Below are 15136 nucleotides of genomic sequence, written 5' to 3'. Positions count from 1 at the left end.
ACATTCGAGCGTAATCGGTATAAAGCGGGACTACTCGGCGCGGCCGGTGGCGGGCGGCAGGGGACAGCGGGCGGCGACGACGATGGCCGCGTCATCGCCCACCTCGCCGCCCGTGTGCTGGAGCAGGCTGTCGCGGAGGTGGCCCGCCAGGGACTCCGGGCTGTCGCCGCGCCAGGCCGCGACGCGGTCGGCCAGCGGGAAGAAGGCGCCCTCCGCGTCGCGGGCCTCGATCACCCCGTCGGTGTGCAGGACCAGCAGATCCTCGTCCTCAAAGCCGAACGTCTCGACCACGCAGCCGTCCCGTGGCGCCATGTCCAGCCCCAGCGGCAGCGCGGGTTCGCCCAGCTCCAGCGTCCGTACCGCGCCCCGGTGCACCAGCAGGGGCGGCGGATGGCCGCAGTTCACCATTCCGGCGACCGCGCGGTCGTCGTACACGTCCACCACCAGGGCGGTGACGAACGACTCCTGGGCGGCGCCCTCCTCCACGGCGGTGTGCACCCAGTTCCAGCGCACCGCGTTGCCCAGGTGGGCGGCGATGCCCGGCAGTGTCAGATCGCGGTAGGCGGATCCGCGGAACGCGCCGATCAGCACCGCCGCGTCCCCGATGGCGGCCAGCCCCTTGCCGCGCACATCGCCGATGAGCAGCCGGGTCGCGCCCTCGGTACGGACCGCCGCGTACAGATCGCCGCCGATCTGGGCCTCCTCCTCGGCGGCCAGATAGACGGCGGCGATCCGCAGTTGCCCGACCCGGTCGGGGAGCGGCCGCAACAACACCTCCTGCGCCGCCACCGCCACCGACCGCACCTGCGACAGCCGCCGCTCCCGCCGGTCGGTCACATACCGGAACGCGGTCACCAGCACCGAGATCACCACCAGGGTGCCGAGCTGGGCCTGCTGGTGGGCGGTCATCAGTCCCCCGTGCAGCTGCCCGATGATCACCTGCGCCACCACGGCCAGCATCCCGACCGCCCCGGTGGCCAGCGGCCCCGCGAACGAGGCGGTGACGGCGGGCGCCACGGCCAGAAAGGGGCCGAGACGGACGGCCTGCGGGGACTGGATGTCGATCAGCGTGATCGTCAGGATGATGGCCAGCGGAAAGAGGAGCAGCGCCGGGCTCGACCACGATGCCCTGGCGGGCCGGGCGGGGGCGTGCCGAAAGCGCATATCTCCTGCTTACACCCGTTGCCCCCGCGACGCCCTGCCCGCCCTTAAGGACTCGTCACAGGCCGAGGGCGTCCAGGCTCGCCTCGACCGCCAGGACACCGCCGAGGCCGAGCACCGCGAGCACCGTGGTGTACGTGGTGCGCGCCTTGATGGCGTCGATGACGGAGAGGTTGAAGTACTCCTTGAACATCCAGAAGCCCGGGTCGTTGACGTGCGAGAAGGCGATGGAACCGCAGGAGACCGCGAGCACCATGAGTTCGGGGTGGACCCCGCTGCCGTCGAGCAGCGGCTGCACCACCCCGGCGGCGGTGACGACGGCGACCGTGGCCGAGCCGAGGGCGATCCGGAGGATGACCGCGATGAGCCAGGCCAGGAAGATCGGGGACACCGGCCAGCCGTCCGTCAGATCCTTGATGTAATCGGATATCCCGCCCTCCACCAGAACACCCTTGAAGGCGCCGCCCGCCCCGATCACCAGCAGGATCATCGCCATCGCCTGGGCCGCCGAGTTGCACGACTTGCTGACCTCCGCGAGCCCCCGCCCGATCCGCGGACCGAACGCCCACAGGGCCAGCAGCAGGGTGAGCAGCAGGGCGATCGGCGCCGAGCCGATGAAGGTGACCAGCGGCAGCGCCGGATCGGAGTCGGGTACGGCCATGTCGTACACCGCCGCCCCGGCGATCAGGACCACCGGGAACAGCGCCACCGACAGCGACCAGCCCAGGCCGGGCATCTCCTCGTCGCTGAAGGTGCGCTCGGTGACCAGGCCCTGGGGGATCTCGGGGTTCATCCGCCGGATGAACGGAAGCCGCGGCCACACCAGGGCGATCAGCGCGCCGAACGGTACGGCGAAGAAGAGGCCGTAGAACAGGGTCAGCCCGACCGACGCGTCGAACGACGCGGCCACCGCGGTGGGTCCGGGGTGCGGCGGCAGGAAGCTGTGCATGGTGGACAGGGCGATGGACATCGGCAGCCCGACCCACAGCAGGTTCGCGCGGGTGACGCGGACGATGGTGAACGCGATGGGCACGATGATGACGAACGCCACCTCGTAGAACATCGTCACGCCGATCAGCATCGCGGTCACCACCATGGCCACCTGCACCCAGCGCTGCCCGAAGGTGCCGACCATCTTGTCCGCGATGCGTTGCGCGGCGCCGCAGTCGCCCATGACCCGGCCGACCATGGCGCCGAGCCCGATGACGATCATCGTGTCGCCGATCTGGTCCCCGATGCCGCCCGCGAGGACGTCCGGGATCTTCTCCAGCGACACCCCCTGCACCAGTGCGACGCCGACCGCCACCAGCATCAGCGCGATGAAGCCGTTGAGCTTCAGCTTGGTCATGAGGAACAGCAGGCTCAGGACGCTGATCCCGACGACGACAAGAGGCATGCGATCCCCGACTCCACATATGCGTACACGGTCTACGTATGGAGATGGAGGCTAAGTTGGCGCCGGACGACGGGTCAATAAGCGTGCGCCACCTTGTTGTTGGGGACTCCGCAAGGGCTCATCCCACGGTCGGATGGACTTTCAGCCGATCTGTCGCGCAAGCGGCTTGTATGTGCTCATGCTGGCCCCATGACGGAAGAGGGCGAGAACGTCCCCGCCTATCGGACGGTCCGGGTGGCCGCGCCGGAGGCGCCGGTGGCGGCGGTGGCGGATGTGGAGGCATGGCGGTCGCGGGAGGTGTATCCGGAGATCCTTTCGGCCGGCGGCCCGGTGTTCGGGGTGGTGCGGGAGTGTGAACAGGGTGGCTGGGAGCTGGTGTCGCCGTTCTCGGGGCTGGCGCCGCAGGACGCCCGCGAGGGAATGGGCTGCCAGTTCCGCAAGATGGCGCAGGAGGCGGAGGCCGCCGGTGACCGGGCGGCCCGGAAGGAGTGCCTGGCGGCCGCGGAGCGGATGGACTGGGAGGTCGTCGACGAGATGACGGTCCTCGGCGGCCGGTTCCGGGTGGTCCGGGCCGAGCGCTTCCTCCGCTCCGGCCCGGTGGGGCCCGAGCCGCCGCGGATCACCGACCTGGACCCGGCGCCGCCGGGGGAGGCGCACCGGGCGCCCGACCCCACCACGGGGTTCGTCATCGATCCGGTGACCGCCACCGGGGTGTCCGACGGCATCCTGAAACTCGAACTGCTGTCGATGCTCCCCAGGCGGGGCAGCGTTCCCCAGGAGGTGCGCGACGACTGCCTGCGCGCGGCGGACACCCACCCGGGAGGCGTGCTCCTGCCGCCGACGTTCATGACGGTCGAGAAGGCCGCCGGGGAGTGGCGCTCCGACTGTACGGGGACGTCCACCACACCCCAGGGCGCACGGGACACCCTGGCGCTGGAGATGCGTGTCCTCATCCCCTGGAAGCTCGGCCTCGAACCCGCCGAGCGCGCGCCGTACATGGCCGCGGCGGACCGGCTGGACGCCGAGCGGGGCGATGAACTGGAGGTGTTGGGGCGGCTGTTCAGGATCGTGCGCGTCGAGCGCCTGGTACGGATCGGGCCGGACGGCCCCGAGGGTCCCCGGCCCTCCGACTGGGACCCGCAACCGCCGGTGAAGCTGCACGACCAGCAACTCCGCGACCAGGGTCTGCTCACCGACGACGACGACGAGGACGACGACGAGGACGGCGAACTCGAACTCGACGCCCACACCCGGAAGCTGGCCGAGCTGTTCAACGAGGAGGAGGCCCGCCGCAAGGCGCGCCAGGAGGGGTGCTGAGCGCCGCCGGTGTCAGCCGACGACGGCCTCGGCCACCGCGGAGACGGCGCCGACGGCCACCCCGTAACCGGGGACGGCGAGCAGCGGCCAGGGGACGGGCGCGGGCACGAGCACCCGCCAGTGGAACGCGTAATCCCGGTACTCGGGCATCCCGTCCGTCCCCGGCAGCACCATGAAGCGCGGCTGGACCGTGCAGAACAGCCACCAGTCCAGGACCAGCAGATCGGCGAGGACGAGAACGAGGAACCCCACGCCGCCGAAGACGAAGCCGGGCCAGAAGCCGAGGGTGCCCTCCGCTCGACCGTGCAGGTCCACAACACCCACGACCGGGACGGCGACGAACAGCAGTGCGTTGAGCAGCCCCATCACGGTGGCCGTGCGCTTGCCCCGGGCGCTCTGCGGGCCGTGGCGCTCCCGGATCGCGGGCGGATAGTCGTCGAGCAGCGCGTCCCGCGCCACCAGTAACCCGCCCACGATCACCGAGGTGAACAGCGCCGTCAGGACGAGCGCGTACCCGAGGCTCACCGTCATCACTTCCGACCAGCTCATGGCCGATCAGAATAGAACCGACGGTTAGGTTTGCCTAGCCTAAATAGATCTGGGTGCGGGGCGCCCCGTCGCCCCGCACCGGATGCCGGGTCAGCCGGGAGGGTCAGACCTCCAGGTCGGCCTCTATCCTGCGCAACTGGTGGCGGGCCATCGCCAGGTTGGCCCGGTTCTTGTCCAGCGCCAGGTAGAGGAAGAGCCCCTGGCTGTTCCGGCCCTTCAGCAGCCGGATCAGGTGGTACTGGGAGCCGAGGGTGATCAGGATGTCCTCGATGCCGTCCTTGAGGCCGAGCTGCTCCATGGTGCGGACCTTGGCGCGCACCACATCGGTGTTGCCCGCGGCCGCCACCGTCAGGTCGAGTTCCTTGCCTCCGCCCAGGGTGCCCAGGGCCATGCCGCTGGAGTAGTCGACCAGCGCGACGCCGAGGGTGCCCTCGATGGACGTCATCGCCTCTTTGAGCGCGGTCTGGGTGTTCGCCATGATCTGGCAGTTCCTTTCGATGGTTGGTGCGTTGGGTGGTTCGATGGGACGGTGTGGCTCAGCTCTGCCCGGCCTTGCCGAGCGCGTCGCCCACCAGCTCGGCGACGCGGGCGCCGGACCGGCGGGCCTCCATGTGCAGACGGCCCACGTTGGTACGCCCGTCGGCCAGCACGGTCAGGACGGCGGCGGGGCCCGCGGCATAGGTGGCGACGTAGCCCTCCTCGCCGCGGACCAGCAGTTCACGGAAGGCGCCCCGGCCGGTGGCATGGGCCAGGGACTGGGTCACCCCGAGAGCCGCGGCGGTCAGCGCGGCGACGCCCTCGGGTTCGATGGCGGCCGTGTCGTGGGCCAGCACGAGACCGTCGCTGGTGGCGACCAGGGCGCCGGTCACATGGATGACGCGGGCCCGCAATCGGCGCAACTCGTCCAGGACTTCGGCTTCGGCGGCCAACAGCTCTCTCCTCTCCGCACGCTGTCGCGGTTCGGCGGGCCGACGCGGATCGGCGCGCTGCCGCGGGTCCGTGCGCTGCCGCAGGGCGCGTCTCACGACGGGGCACCCGGGGCGGCGGGGGCGGTCGGGGGAATCACAGGTGTGCCTCCAAGGCGTCACGGAGTCGGCGCAGCAGCGGGGCGTCGGGTTCGGCGAAGTCGACCGCGGCCGGGCCGAGGTGCGGGAGCGGCGGCACCGGGGCGCCGGGCCGGGGCGTCTCGAGGTATCCGGCGGCCGCCAGCCGCCGTACGTCGAGCAGCGTGTGAAAGGCGGGGCGGCCCAGCGCCCGGGCGATCCCGGCGGGGGTACGGACCCCGTCGGCGAGCGCCAGCACCGCGCGCTGACGGCGGGTGACCGGCGGAAGGTGACCGTCCGGGCGGCGCAGCACCACCGGCTCGGTGTCCACCAGCGGATACGGCCATACGCTGTCGAGCAGCTTGCCGCGCCGCCGGATCTCCCGCTCGACGGCGACCGCGCCCACCGGGCGCACCGGGCCGAGCCAGTGCGTCGCGCCCCGCTGGAAGCCGCGCGGCCCGCTGCCAGGCCCGAGCGCGAACCAGGCCGCGTCGAACAGCGCGCCCAGATGGCAGATCTCCAGCTCCGCGTCGGTCAGCCGCCCGCTGTCCACGAGGAACCGGCCGACCCGCCCGGCGGCGGCGGTGCGGTCGACCGCCTCCCGCCAGCTGTCGGCGGTCAGCCGCCCGCCGGTGGTGAGCAGTACGTCCAGGCCCGGGGCGCTCGGGCTCTCCGCGTGCACGACCTGACCGTCCGCGAGATAGACGGTGCCCGCGTCGCACAGCAGGGCGCCGCTGGCCCGCTCGGCGGCCAGGTCGGTGAGACGGGGCGCGCGGCCGGGTCTCATCAGAGCGCCAGCCGCTGCGACAGGTCGCGCAGCCGCATCCGGGCGAGCGCCAGGTTGCCTTCGCGGCGGTCGAGCCACAGATAGAAGAAGACCCCGCTGTCGAAGGCGGTGTCGACGAAGCGCAGCAGGTGGTAGCAGGTGCGGGTGGTGACGATGACGTCCTCCACGGGCGCCTCCCCGGGCGCCCCGCCGTCCTCGTTTCCCGCACCGGCACCCGCACCGCCGCCGTGGCTCGCACCGTGCGTTTCGAGCGGCGCGAACGCGGACTGCTCGGCGGCCATGCGCGCCAATTCGGCCGTCTCCGCCGCGGTGGCCTCGGGGTCGCCGTGGCGGGTCTCGCCGACCATGCCGAGCGCGAGCCCACTGGTCCACTCGATCACGGCCGCGCCGCGCGCGCCGTTCACCGTCATGGCGTCGAGCAGGCATTCGTCGATTCCGGGCATGCGGTCTCCCCTCCTGCGTTGCCCGTGGCGCGCCCGGGGGCTACGCCAGTGACGGAGAGGTTACGCACGGTTCAGCGGATGGGGGTCAAATCTGTCGTTGGGCCGCAGCCGCGCAGGCCGTGTAGTAGGGTCCGCGGCCCTCTCGGACCCCTGCGGCTCCCTGGCCCTCGGCGGTGGCGCGGCGGGGGAGCGGCCCGGGTGTGCGGCACCGCCCGGCACACCGCCCCGGACCAGGCTGTTCGCGCCATGCCGCGGTCGTTCGTCCGTCAGTGCCCCGCGCCAGTGCGACCGCCGTACCGTCCGGTGCCGCGACCGCGACGGATCATCGTGGCGCCGGGCCGGGCGTAGCGGGAACGGGCTCTTCTGGGTTACCGCGAGGGAGACGCCTCATACGATTGTCCTACGCAGGCATATGACAGATGGATAGGCGCCGGGCGCTTCCCGCTCGCCGAGCTGACCGAATCCCGACGCTCAGTTCTCGTCGCGCTCCACGCGGCGCGACGCTTGCGGCTGGCGCAGCGGGACGACGCCCACGCAGCGTCCGTCCCGGTTCAGCAGCCGTCCCATGTGCTTCACCGTGCGCAGCACCACCGAGCGGTCGTCGATGGTCAGATGGGGCACCTGCCGCGCCACATGCGCCTCGAAACCGTGCACATCGCTCATCGCGCGCAGCCAGACATCGATCACCACGTTGTGCGGACCGGCCGTGATCGAGCACGACCGCACCTCCCGCATCCCGGCCAGCACCCGGGTGGTCTCCCGCAGATGCCGCGCCGGTACGGACGCGAAGTACACCGCGGACAGCGGCCAGCCGGACAGCGGCCGGGCCAGGTCGCAGCGCAGGCTCACCCAGGAGGCCAGCAGTACCCCGAGCCGCCGCCGCACCGTCGTGAGGCCCGCGTCGGAGGCCGCCGCCAGGTCCCGGATGGACATCCGGCCGTCGGTGCTCAGCAACTCCAGCAGCCGCGCGTCCAGCGCGTCCGGGCCCGGGGCGCCGCGGGCCGCTTCGGGCGCGGGGCAGGCCGCCGCCTCCAGCCGGGCGCACTGCGCCGCGTCCAGGCTGCGCAGCCGCCACCGGCTGCCCTCGGTCGGTACGGCCGTCGCCACATGAGTACGGGTGGCCCGCACCCCCGGCTGTCCCCGGAACAGCACCGTGCTCAGGTGCGCCAGCTCGCCCAGGTCCGCGGCCTGTACTGCGGCCACCAGGTCCCGGCTGCCCGCCGTGAGCTTGACGTTCGCCACCGACGGGTCGGCGGCCAGCGCCTCGGCCACCTCCTCGCCGACCCCGGGCTCGGTGTCGATCTCCACCACGGCGGTCACCACGATGCGCGCGTCGGACAGCCGTGGATAGGCGGTCACCCAGGCCAGGCCCGCGTCCTCCAGCCGGTGCCAGCGCCGCGCGGCCGTCACCGGGTTCACCCCGAGGACATCGCCGACCAGCGTCCATGGCGCCCTGGGGTGGATCTGCAAGGCGTGCACCACCCCCCGGTCCAGTTCGTCCAGCTCGTCCGGCGGGTGCCCGGCGGAAAACTGCGTGTCCATGGGCGGCTGATTCCTGCGCGTTGTGGCCGATTCTCGATGGAATGCTGCACCGTAACACGTGACCAACACACCAGCCCAACACTGCTCCTACCTGTTTCCGCATGCGAGGAGTGAATCCGATCCCATGAAGGATCAGCTGGCACCTGAGACCGTCCGGACCGCGCTGCGCATCGAGAACGCGACCCTCATCGACGGCACCGGGGCGTCCCCGGTGGCCGACGCCGTCGTGATCAGCGACGCCGAGGGCACCCTCACCTACGCCGGACCCGCCGCACAAGCGCCTCCCGCGCCCGGTGGCGACCCGGCCGGGTACCGCGTCATCGACGCCGGGGGGCGCACCGTCCTCCCCGGCTTCTTCGACTGCCACACCCACCTCGCCTACGCGCACTCCTCCCCGCCCGGCCGCCGAGGCGAACTCGACCCGGTGCTGGTCACGTTCGACACGGCCACGCGCATGCGGCAGACCCTGGACGCGGGCATCACCAGCGCCCGCGACCTGGGCGGACTCTCCGCGGGCTACCGCACCGCGGTGGAGACCGGACGGGTCACAGGACCCCGGGTGCACACCGCCGTACGGATCATCAGCCACACCGGCGGCCACGCCGATGTACGCCTCCCCGACGGCACCGACCTCAGCGGCGGCGAGATGTCCGAGATCGCCGACACCGTGGACGAATCCCGCCTCGCCGTCCGCAAGGTGCTGCGCGCGGGCGCCGACCTGGTCAAGCTCTGCGCCACCGGCGGCATGGGCAGCCCCTACGACCAGCCCGAGGACGAAGGGCTGCTGGAGGAGGAGATCCGGGCCGTCGTGGACGAGTGCCGCCGCCACGGCGGCAAGCCCGTCGCCGCCCACGCCCAGGGCACCGAGGGCATCCTCAACGCCCTGCGCGGCGGCGTCACCAGCATCGAGCACGGCTACGGCCTGAACGATCAGGCCCTGGAGATGGCGGGGGAGCGCGGCACCTTCGTCGTACCGACCCTGTCCACCGTGTACGCGGGCATCAACAAGGACACCATGGCGCCGTTCCACTACCAGAAGAAGGTCCGCTGGTCCGGCATCACCAAGGAGAACATCGCCCGCGCCATCGAGCAGGGCGCCCGCATCGCGCTGGGCACCGACGCCGCCGTGTGCCCGCACGGCCAGAACCTGATGGAGCTGAGCTACCTGGTGGACCTGGGCATGGACCCCATGGCCGCCATCGTCGCCGGAACCCGCACCGCCGCCGAACTCCTCGGCGTGGACGACCGGCTCGGCACCCTGACCGCCGGCCGCACCGCCGACCTGATCCTGTGCGACGGCGATCCGCTCACCGACATCGGCGTCCTCGGCGACCCCGCCAACATCGTGTGCGTCGTCCAGGACGGCACCGTCAAGAAGGACCTCCTGCTTCCAGCAGACCCGAGGGGAGAACGACCCTGATGGCATCGCTGACCGGAATCCCGGCCCAGAACGGCAAGTCCCCCAAGGACGGCAAGCCCCGCGGCCTCGACCGGGTGCTCTCCTTCATCGAGCGGGCGGGCAACGCCCTGCCCAACCCCGTGGTCCTGTTCGCCGGGCTCTTCGCGCTGCTGGCCGTCGTCTCCACCGCGCTCTCCGCCGCGAGCGTCACGGTGAAGGTCCCCGGCACCGACGACACCAAGAACATCGAGGGACTGCTCACCGGCACCGGTCTGCGCTGGCTGCTGGAGAACCTGATCCCCAACTTCGCCACGTTCCCGCCCATCGGCGCCGTGGTGGTCCTGATCATGGTGGTCGGGCTCGCGGAGAAGACCGGCCTGCTGGAGACGGTGATGCGGGCCACCCTGGCCCGCATACCGCGCGCCGCCCTCCCGTACGCGGTGGCGCTCATCGCCAGCCAGGCGCACATGATGAGCGACGTCGGGGCCATCGTGCTCCCACCGCTGGCCGCCCTGGTCTTCAGGAGCGCCGGACGCCACCCCGTGGCGGGTCTCATCGGCGGCTTCGCCTGCGTCACCGCGGGCTACGCGGCCGGGTTCACCATCGGCTCCCTCGACGCCCTGTACGTGGGGATCACCCAGCAGGCGGCCGCGGTGCTGCCCGCCGCCGAGGGGCTCCACATCCACCTGCTCATCAACTACTTCTTCACCGCCTCCAGCAGCATCGTGCTCGCGCTGCTCGGCGGATTCCTCATCAGCCGCGTCCTGGAACCGCGCCTCGGCCCCTACCAGGGCACCTACGAGCCCGCCGACGGTGAGTCCGGGCAGGAGGACCTGACCCTCACCCCGGTCCAGCGCCGCGGCCTGCTGGCCACCGCTCTCGTCGTCCTCGGCTATCTGGCCGTGGTCCTCGCGCTCTGGCTGCCGCCCGGGGCCCCGCTGCGCGGCGAGGGCGGGGCCTTCGTGCCCTCGCCCGTGCTCAACGGGATCGTCCCCGTGCTCTTCTTCGCGTTCCTGCTGGCCGGGGTCACCTACGGCTTCACGGTCCGGAAGCTCACCGGGGCGGACGACGTGGTCACCGCCATGACCGACTCGGTGAAGAACATGTCCGGCTACATCGTCATGATGTTCTTCGCCGCCCAGGTCATCGCGCTGTTCACCTGGTCCAATGTGGGGGTGCTGCTGGCGGTGAAGGCCGCCGCACTGTTCAAGGCCACGGGGGTGACGGGGTTCTGGGCGATCATCGCGTTCGTCCTGCTGGCCTCGCTCCTCAACCTCTTCATCCTCTCCGGGTCCGCCCTGTGGTCCCTGGTGGCACCCGTCTTCCTCCCCGCGTTCATGCTGATGGGCATGAGCCCGGCGCTCAGCCAGGCCGCGTTCCGTATCGGCGACTCCGCCACCGGGGTCATCACGCCGATGAACCCGTACCTCTTCCTCATCCTCGCGATGGTCCGCCAGTACGAACCGGAAGCCCGGCTCGGCACCCTCATCTCCCGGCTCGCCATCTTCGTCGTGCCGTTCATGGCGGTGTGGCTGGCCATCCTGGGGATCTTCTACGGATTCGACCTGCCGCTGGGCCCCGGCGCCTCCATCGGCCTGAAGTGACGTGAACCGCGAAGGCCCCGGGCAACGGCCCGGGGCCTCGCGCACGCCCGACGTCAGGGCGTCAGGACATGCGCCCCCAGCAGGCCGAACAGCAGGACGCCCACGGCCACGCGGTAGATCACGAAGGCGTTGAAGGAGTGCTTGGCGACGAACCTGAGCAGCCAGGCGATCGACGCGTACGCCACGACGAACGACACCACCGTGCCCACCGCCAGCGGCGCCGCCGCGACACCGCCGCCGAGCGCGTCCTTCAGTTCGTACAGCCCCGCACCCGTGAGCGCGGGGATACCGAGGAAGAACGACAGCCGGGTGGCGGCCAGCCGGTCCAGGTCCAGGATCAGCCCGGTGGACATCGTCGCGCCGGAGCGGGAGAAGCCGGGGAAGAGCAGGGCGAGGATCTGCGAGCCGCCGACCAGCATGGCGTCCTTGAGCGAGGTGTCGTCCTCGCCGCGCTTGTGGCGCCCCAGACGGTCGGCCGCCCACATCAGCCCGCTGCCCACGATCAGCGATCCGGCCACCACCCACAGGGACGCCAGCGGACCCTCGATGAGCGGCTTGGCGGCGAGGCCGACGGCCACCACGGGGAGGGTGGCGTAGATGACCCACCAGGCGAACTTGTAGTCGTGCCGCTGGCGCAGCTCCCGGTCGGCGATGCCCCGGCCCCAGGCGCGCGCGAAGCGGACGATGTCCTTGAAGAAGTAGAGCAGCACCGCGGCGATGGCGCCGACCTGGATGACCGCGGTGAAGGCGACGACGGCCTTGTCGTCCACCGGGATGTCCATCAGCCCCTCGGTGATCTTGAGGTGGCCGGTGGAGGAGACGGGCAGGAACTCGGTCACCCCCTCGACGACGCCGAGGACCACGGCCTGGCCGATGCTGATCGTGCTCAATGGAGCCATCCCTGTGCCGGAGACATGCCCCTTTTTGTAGCACGCTGGCCGTTATGGCGAGACCCGCCGGTACGCGCTCCGAGCGCGTACCGGCGGGCCATGAGCCGTCCGGGGGCCGACCCCGCTAGTTGGTCAGGTTGATGATCAGCGGCAGCGAGACGAACGCCAGCACGATGCTGATGATCACCGACGAGGCGATGCGGTGCTCCTCGTCCTTGACGTGCTGTGACGCGAGCATCATCGGCACCGGGGAGACGGGGAACGCCAGGATCAGGGCCGTCTGCGCGGCGACCTCGTGGCTGGACATCAGCAGGCCGATGCCGTAGGTGCTGAGCGGCAGCACGATCACGCTGGTCAGCGCGATCGCGATGGACCCCGGGCTCAGCTGCGGCATGCCGACGCGGGCGAGGGTGACGCCCACCGACAGCAGCGCCACACCCGAGGCGGCCTGGCCCACCAGCGTCAGCGAGCTTTCGATCATCTCGGGCGGACGCGTCCCGATCAGCGCGATGATCAGCCCGAGCAGGGGGGCCCAGGCGAACGGCTTGCGCAGCGGCTGCAGGACCTTCACCCAGGTGGGGACGGGCTTGGCCGTCGTCGGTGCGGATCCAGTGTCGCCGTCCCGCTCCTCCTCGGCCGCGGCCGGCCCGCCGCCCGCGGACACCAGGACGCGGGACGGCGCGGACGCCGACGCGGTGGCTTCCGTGGCGTTCGGGTGGCCGAGGTTGAGCAGGATCAGCACGAGGGGATCGAGGATGACGTTGACGAGGATGCCCGCGATGGCGATCGGGATCGCGGCCTCGGCCTCGCCGAACAGGTTGCCCAGGATCGAGACGCCCATGAAGGCGTACTGCGGCTGGACGGAGGCGAGCGCCAGGATCGACGCCCGCTGGAGCGGCAGCCGCCCGATGGCGCGCAGGCCCAGCAGGATCAGCCCGAACAGGCCGAGCAGTCCGAGGGCGAGCATCGCCACCAGGGGGCCCTGGCTCAGCAGGATGTGGCGCGGAGTGTTCGCGATGCCCAGGAAGAGGGACGCCGGGAGGGCGAACTCCATCGTGAGCACCCGGAGCGCGTCCGCGCCCCCGCCGCCGAACGACGCGCGCCGCCCGGCCCCGTAACCGAGGGCGATCACGAGGAAGACGGGCACGACGATGGTGAAAATGTGCGAAAAAGTCATGGTCTTGTCCCTTGCTCAGCCGGTGTGTACGAGTCGTCAGACCGGCTGGATCGGGCGGTAGACCGGGCTCCACATGGCCTCGTGGACCGTGCGCTCGAGCGAAACGTCGGCGATGGGCGTACGGGCCACACCGTCGTGCGCGGCGGCGCGGGCGACGGCCGCGGCGACCGCGGCGGAGGTCTCGCGCAGCTGGTCGACCAGTGGGAGGATCGGGGCTCCGGGGGTGCCGGGGTCGATCATCTCGGCGATCCGCTCGGCGGCGGCGAGCAGCATGCCGTCGGTGATCCGGGTGGCGTGCGCGACGATCGCGCCGAGGCCGAGACCCGGGAAGACCAGGGCGTTGTTGGCCTGCCCGATGACGTGGGTGACCCCGTCGTGGGGCACCGGCGCGAAGGGGCTGCCGGTGGCGATCAGGGCCCGTCCGCCGGTCCACCGGACCAGGTCCTCGGGCTTGGCCTCGGCCAGCGGAGTCGGGTTGGACATCGGGAGGATGACGGGCCGTTCGGTGTGGGCGGCCATCTCCCGGACGATCTCCTCGGTGAAGGCGCCGCCCTGGCCCGAGGTGCCGATGAGGATGGTCGGCTGTGCGCGGCGGACCACCTCGGCGAGCGCGATGCCGCCGACCTGCTCGTCCCGCTGCCAGTCGGCGACGTCGGCCGCCCGGCGGGCGTAGCGCCGCCGGTAGTGGTCGAGCCCCTCGGCGTCATCGGTGATCAGGCCGTACCGGTCGATGCACCAGAACCGGTCGGAGGCCTCCTGCGGGTCGAGCCCGTCGGCGATCAGGGCGTCGCGCAGCTGGTCGGCGATGCCGAGCCCGGCCGAGCCCGCGCCGAAGATCACGATGCGGTGGTCGCGCAGCGGCGTACCGGTGACCCGGGCGCCGGACAGGACGGCGGCCAGGTTGACGGCGCCGGTGCCCTGGATGTCGTCGTTGAAGGTCAGCGCTGTGTCGCCGTACTGGTCGATGATGCGCCGGGCGTTGCCGGACCCGAAGTCCTCCCAGTGCAGCAGCGCGTCGGGGAAGACCCGGCCGACGGCGGCGATGTACTCGGCGATGAAGGCGTCGTACTTCTCGCGGTCCACACGCGGATGACGGTTGCCCAGGTAGAGCGGGTCGTCCAGGAGTTCCTGGCGGTTGGTACCGGCGTCCAGGACGACCGGGAGCGCGCGGGCCGGGTCGATTCCGGCGGCGGCGGTGTAGACGGCGAGCTTGCCGACGCAGATGTCCATGCCGCCGACGCCCCAGTCGCCGATGCCGAGGATGGCCTCGCCGTCGGTGGCGACGAGCAGGTCCACGTCCTCGGGGCCGAGGCCGCTGGCGCGCAGCGAGCGCTCGATGTCGTGCGGGGCGTCGACGGAGAGGTAGACGCCGCGGGAGCGGCGGTACTCATGGCTGTAGCGCTGGATCGCGGTGCCGACGGTGGGGGTGTAGACGATCGGCAGCATCTCGCTGAGATGCTCGCCGAGCAGGTGGTAGAACAGCACCTCGTTGCGGTCCTGGAGGGACCGCAGGTACACGTTCTTGTCCAGGTCGGTGGCCTTGGCCCGGTACTGGGCGTAGGCGCGGGTGGCCTGCTGCTCCAGGGTCATGACCTGGGCAGGGATCAGGCCGGTCAGTCCGAGGGCGTCGCGCTCGGACTCGGTGAACGCCGTGCCCCGGTTGAGCCGCGGGTCGCTGAGGATGGCGCGCCCCCGCGAGGTGGTTTCCCAGGTGTGGCCGGTCGGGCTCCACCGGGTCGCCGCGGCTGCGGAAGACGCCGGATCGGACGCCTCCGCTTCGGGTAGATCGCTCTTCATGGGTACTGCTTCCTCACTGGTCGTGCTTCGC

Annotated in this window: 14 protein-coding genes; 3 read left to right on the top strand and 11 right to left on the bottom strand. The window is 71.5% G+C overall.

Features of this window, described 5'->3' with window-relative positions; translation table 11 throughout:
• Positions 1–30 precede the first annotated feature (30 nt).
• Together ACFV9T_RS18840 and ACFV9T_RS18835 are read right to left on the bottom strand one after the other, a co-directional pair.
• Entirely contained in the window at positions 31–1164 is a 1134-nt protein-coding gene (locus ACFV9T_RS18840; protein ID WP_385441601.1) for a PP2C family protein-serine/threonine phosphatase, read from the bottom strand.
• Positions 1165–1219: 55 nt separating this feature from the next.
• Entirely contained in the window at positions 1220–2557 is a 1338-nt protein-coding gene (locus ACFV9T_RS18835; protein ID WP_385441600.1) for a gluconate:H+ symporter, read from the bottom strand.
• Positions 2558–2746: 189 nt separating this feature from the next.
• On the opposite strand from ACFV9T_RS18835, the gene ACFV9T_RS18830 reads away from it, so the two are divergent.
• Entirely contained in the window at positions 2747–3874 is a 1128-nt protein-coding gene (locus ACFV9T_RS18830; RefSeq protein ID WP_385441598.1) for a DUF5954 family protein, read from the top strand.
• 12 nt (positions 3875–3886) lie between these two features.
• On the opposite strand, the gene ACFV9T_RS18825 is transcribed toward ACFV9T_RS18830, so the two are convergent.
• The 6 genes from ACFV9T_RS18825 to ACFV9T_RS18800 form a co-directional block, all read right to left on the bottom strand.
• On the bottom strand, positions 3887–4423 hold the full coding sequence (locus ACFV9T_RS18825) for a hypothetical protein (protein WP_385441596.1): 537 nt from the start codon (positions 4421–4423) through the stop codon (positions 3887–3889).
• A gap of 103 nt (positions 4424–4526) precedes the next feature.
• Positions 4527–4901 (bottom strand): hypothetical protein, encoded by a 375-nt coding sequence (locus tag ACFV9T_RS18820; protein WP_358617178.1) that lies wholly within the window; start codon positions 4899–4901, stop codon positions 4527–4529.
• A 58-nt stretch (positions 4902–4959) separates the two neighbouring features.
• The gene (locus tag ACFV9T_RS18815; RefSeq protein WP_385441720.1) at positions 4960–5355 is read right to left on the bottom strand and encodes a roadblock/LC7 domain-containing protein; all 396 of its coding nucleotides are present in this window, start codon (positions 5353–5355) and stop codon (positions 4960–4962) included.
• Positions 5356–5485: 130 nt separating this feature from the next.
• Positions 5486–6253: a transcriptional regulator gene (locus ACFV9T_RS18810; RefSeq protein ID WP_385441592.1), complete on the bottom strand. Its 768-nt coding sequence runs from the start codon at positions 6251–6253 to the stop codon at positions 5486–5488.
• On the bottom strand, positions 6253–6696 hold the full coding sequence (locus ACFV9T_RS18805) for a hypothetical protein (protein ID WP_385441589.1): 444 nt from the start codon (positions 6694–6696) through the stop codon (positions 6253–6255). Before ACFV9T_RS18805 ends, ACFV9T_RS18810 begins: the two co-directional genes overlap by 1 nt.
• A 471-nt stretch (positions 6697–7167) precedes the next feature.
• Positions 7168–8238 (bottom strand): Lrp/AsnC family transcriptional regulator, encoded by a 1071-nt coding sequence (locus ACFV9T_RS18800; protein WP_385441587.1) that lies wholly within the window; start codon positions 8236–8238, stop codon positions 7168–7170.
• Between the two features lie 124 nt (positions 8239–8362).
• Here ACFV9T_RS18800 and ACFV9T_RS18795 point away from each other — a divergent pair, with 124 nt between their 5' ends.
• Together ACFV9T_RS18795 and ACFV9T_RS18790 are read left to right on the top strand one after the other, a co-directional pair.
• Positions 8363–9658, top strand: coding sequence for an amidohydrolase family protein (locus ACFV9T_RS18795; RefSeq protein ID WP_385441584.1), 1296 nt, complete (start codon positions 8363–8365; stop codon positions 9656–9658).
• A complete protein-coding gene (locus ACFV9T_RS18790) occupies positions 9658–11241 on the top strand; it encodes an AbgT family transporter (protein WP_385441582.1) in 1584 nt (527 codons plus the stop codon). The genes ACFV9T_RS18795 and ACFV9T_RS18790 overlap by 1 nt, the downstream gene beginning before the upstream one ends.
• 53 nt (positions 11242–11294) lie before the next feature.
• On the opposite strand, the gene ACFV9T_RS18785 is transcribed toward ACFV9T_RS18790, so the two are convergent.
• The 3 genes from ACFV9T_RS18785 to ACFV9T_RS18775 all read right to left on the bottom strand — a co-directional run bounded on the left by ACFV9T_RS18785 (position 11295) and on the right by ACFV9T_RS18775 (position 15105).
• Positions 11295–12131, bottom strand: coding sequence for an undecaprenyl-diphosphate phosphatase (locus ACFV9T_RS18785; protein WP_385441580.1), 837 nt, complete (start codon positions 12129–12131; stop codon positions 11295–11297).
• A gap of 124 nt (positions 12132–12255) precedes the next feature.
• On the bottom strand, positions 12256–13308 hold the full coding sequence (locus ACFV9T_RS18780) for an AEC family transporter (RefSeq protein WP_385441579.1): 1053 nt from the start codon (positions 13306–13308) through the stop codon (positions 12256–12258).
• Between the two features lie 36 nt (positions 13309–13344).
• A complete protein-coding gene (locus tag ACFV9T_RS18775; RefSeq protein WP_385441577.1) occupies positions 13345–15105 on the bottom strand; it encodes an NAD-dependent malic enzyme in 1761 nt (586 codons plus the stop codon).
• Positions 15106–15136 lie beyond the last annotated feature (31 nt).

The sequence above is a fragment of the Streptomyces sp. NPDC059850 genome (genome assembly GCF_042731515.1).
In the GTDB taxonomy this organism is placed as follows: Bacteria; Actinomycetota; Actinomycetes; order Streptomycetales; family Streptomycetaceae; genus Streptomyces.
Note: the sequence above shows the minus strand (reverse complement) of the source record. Positions and strands in the feature narration are given on the sequence as shown.

Excerpts from the sequence above, each read along its gene's own strand:
- ACFV9T_RS18840 (WP_385441601.1), bottom strand. The coding sequence starts at position 1,164 with ATGCGCTTTCGGCACGCCCCCGCCCGGCCCGCCAGGGCATCGTGGTCG.
- ACFV9T_RS18835 (WP_385441600.1), bottom strand. The coding sequence starts at position 2,557 with ATGCCTCTTGTCGTCGTCGGGATCAGCGTCCTGAGCCTGCTGTTCCTC.
- ACFV9T_RS18830 (WP_385441598.1), top strand. The coding sequence starts at position 2,747 with ATGACGGAAGAGGGCGAGAACGTCCCCGCCTATCGGACGGTCCGGGTG.
- ACFV9T_RS18825 (WP_385441596.1), bottom strand. The coding sequence starts at position 4,423 with ATGAGCTGGTCGGAAGTGATGACGGTGAGCCTCGGGTACGCGCTCGTC.
- ACFV9T_RS18820 (WP_358617178.1), bottom strand. The coding sequence starts at position 4,901 with ATGGCGAACACCCAGACCGCGCTCAAAGAGGCGATGACGTCCATCGAG.
- ACFV9T_RS18810 (WP_385441592.1), bottom strand. The coding sequence starts at position 6,253 with ATGAGACCCGGCCGCGCGCCCCGTCTCACCGACCTGGCCGCCGAGCGG.
- ACFV9T_RS18805 (WP_385441589.1), bottom strand. The coding sequence starts at position 6,696 with ATGCCCGGAATCGACGAATGCCTGCTCGACGCCATGACGGTGAACGGC.
- ACFV9T_RS18800 (WP_385441587.1), bottom strand. The coding sequence starts at position 8,238 with ATGGACACGCAGTTTTCCGCCGGGCACCCGCCGGACGAGCTGGACGAA.
- ACFV9T_RS18795 (WP_385441584.1), top strand. The coding sequence starts at position 8,363 with ATGAAGGATCAGCTGGCACCTGAGACCGTCCGGACCGCGCTGCGCATC.
- ACFV9T_RS18790 (WP_385441582.1), top strand. The coding sequence starts at position 9,658 with ATGGCATCGCTGACCGGAATCCCGGCCCAGAACGGCAAGTCCCCCAAG.
- ACFV9T_RS18780 (WP_385441579.1), bottom strand. The coding sequence starts at position 13,308 with ATGACTTTTTCGCACATTTTCACCATCGTCGTGCCCGTCTTCCTCGTG.
- ACFV9T_RS18775 (WP_385441577.1), bottom strand. The coding sequence starts at position 15,105 with ATGAAGAGCGATCTACCCGAAGCGGAGGCGTCCGATCCGGCGTCTTCC.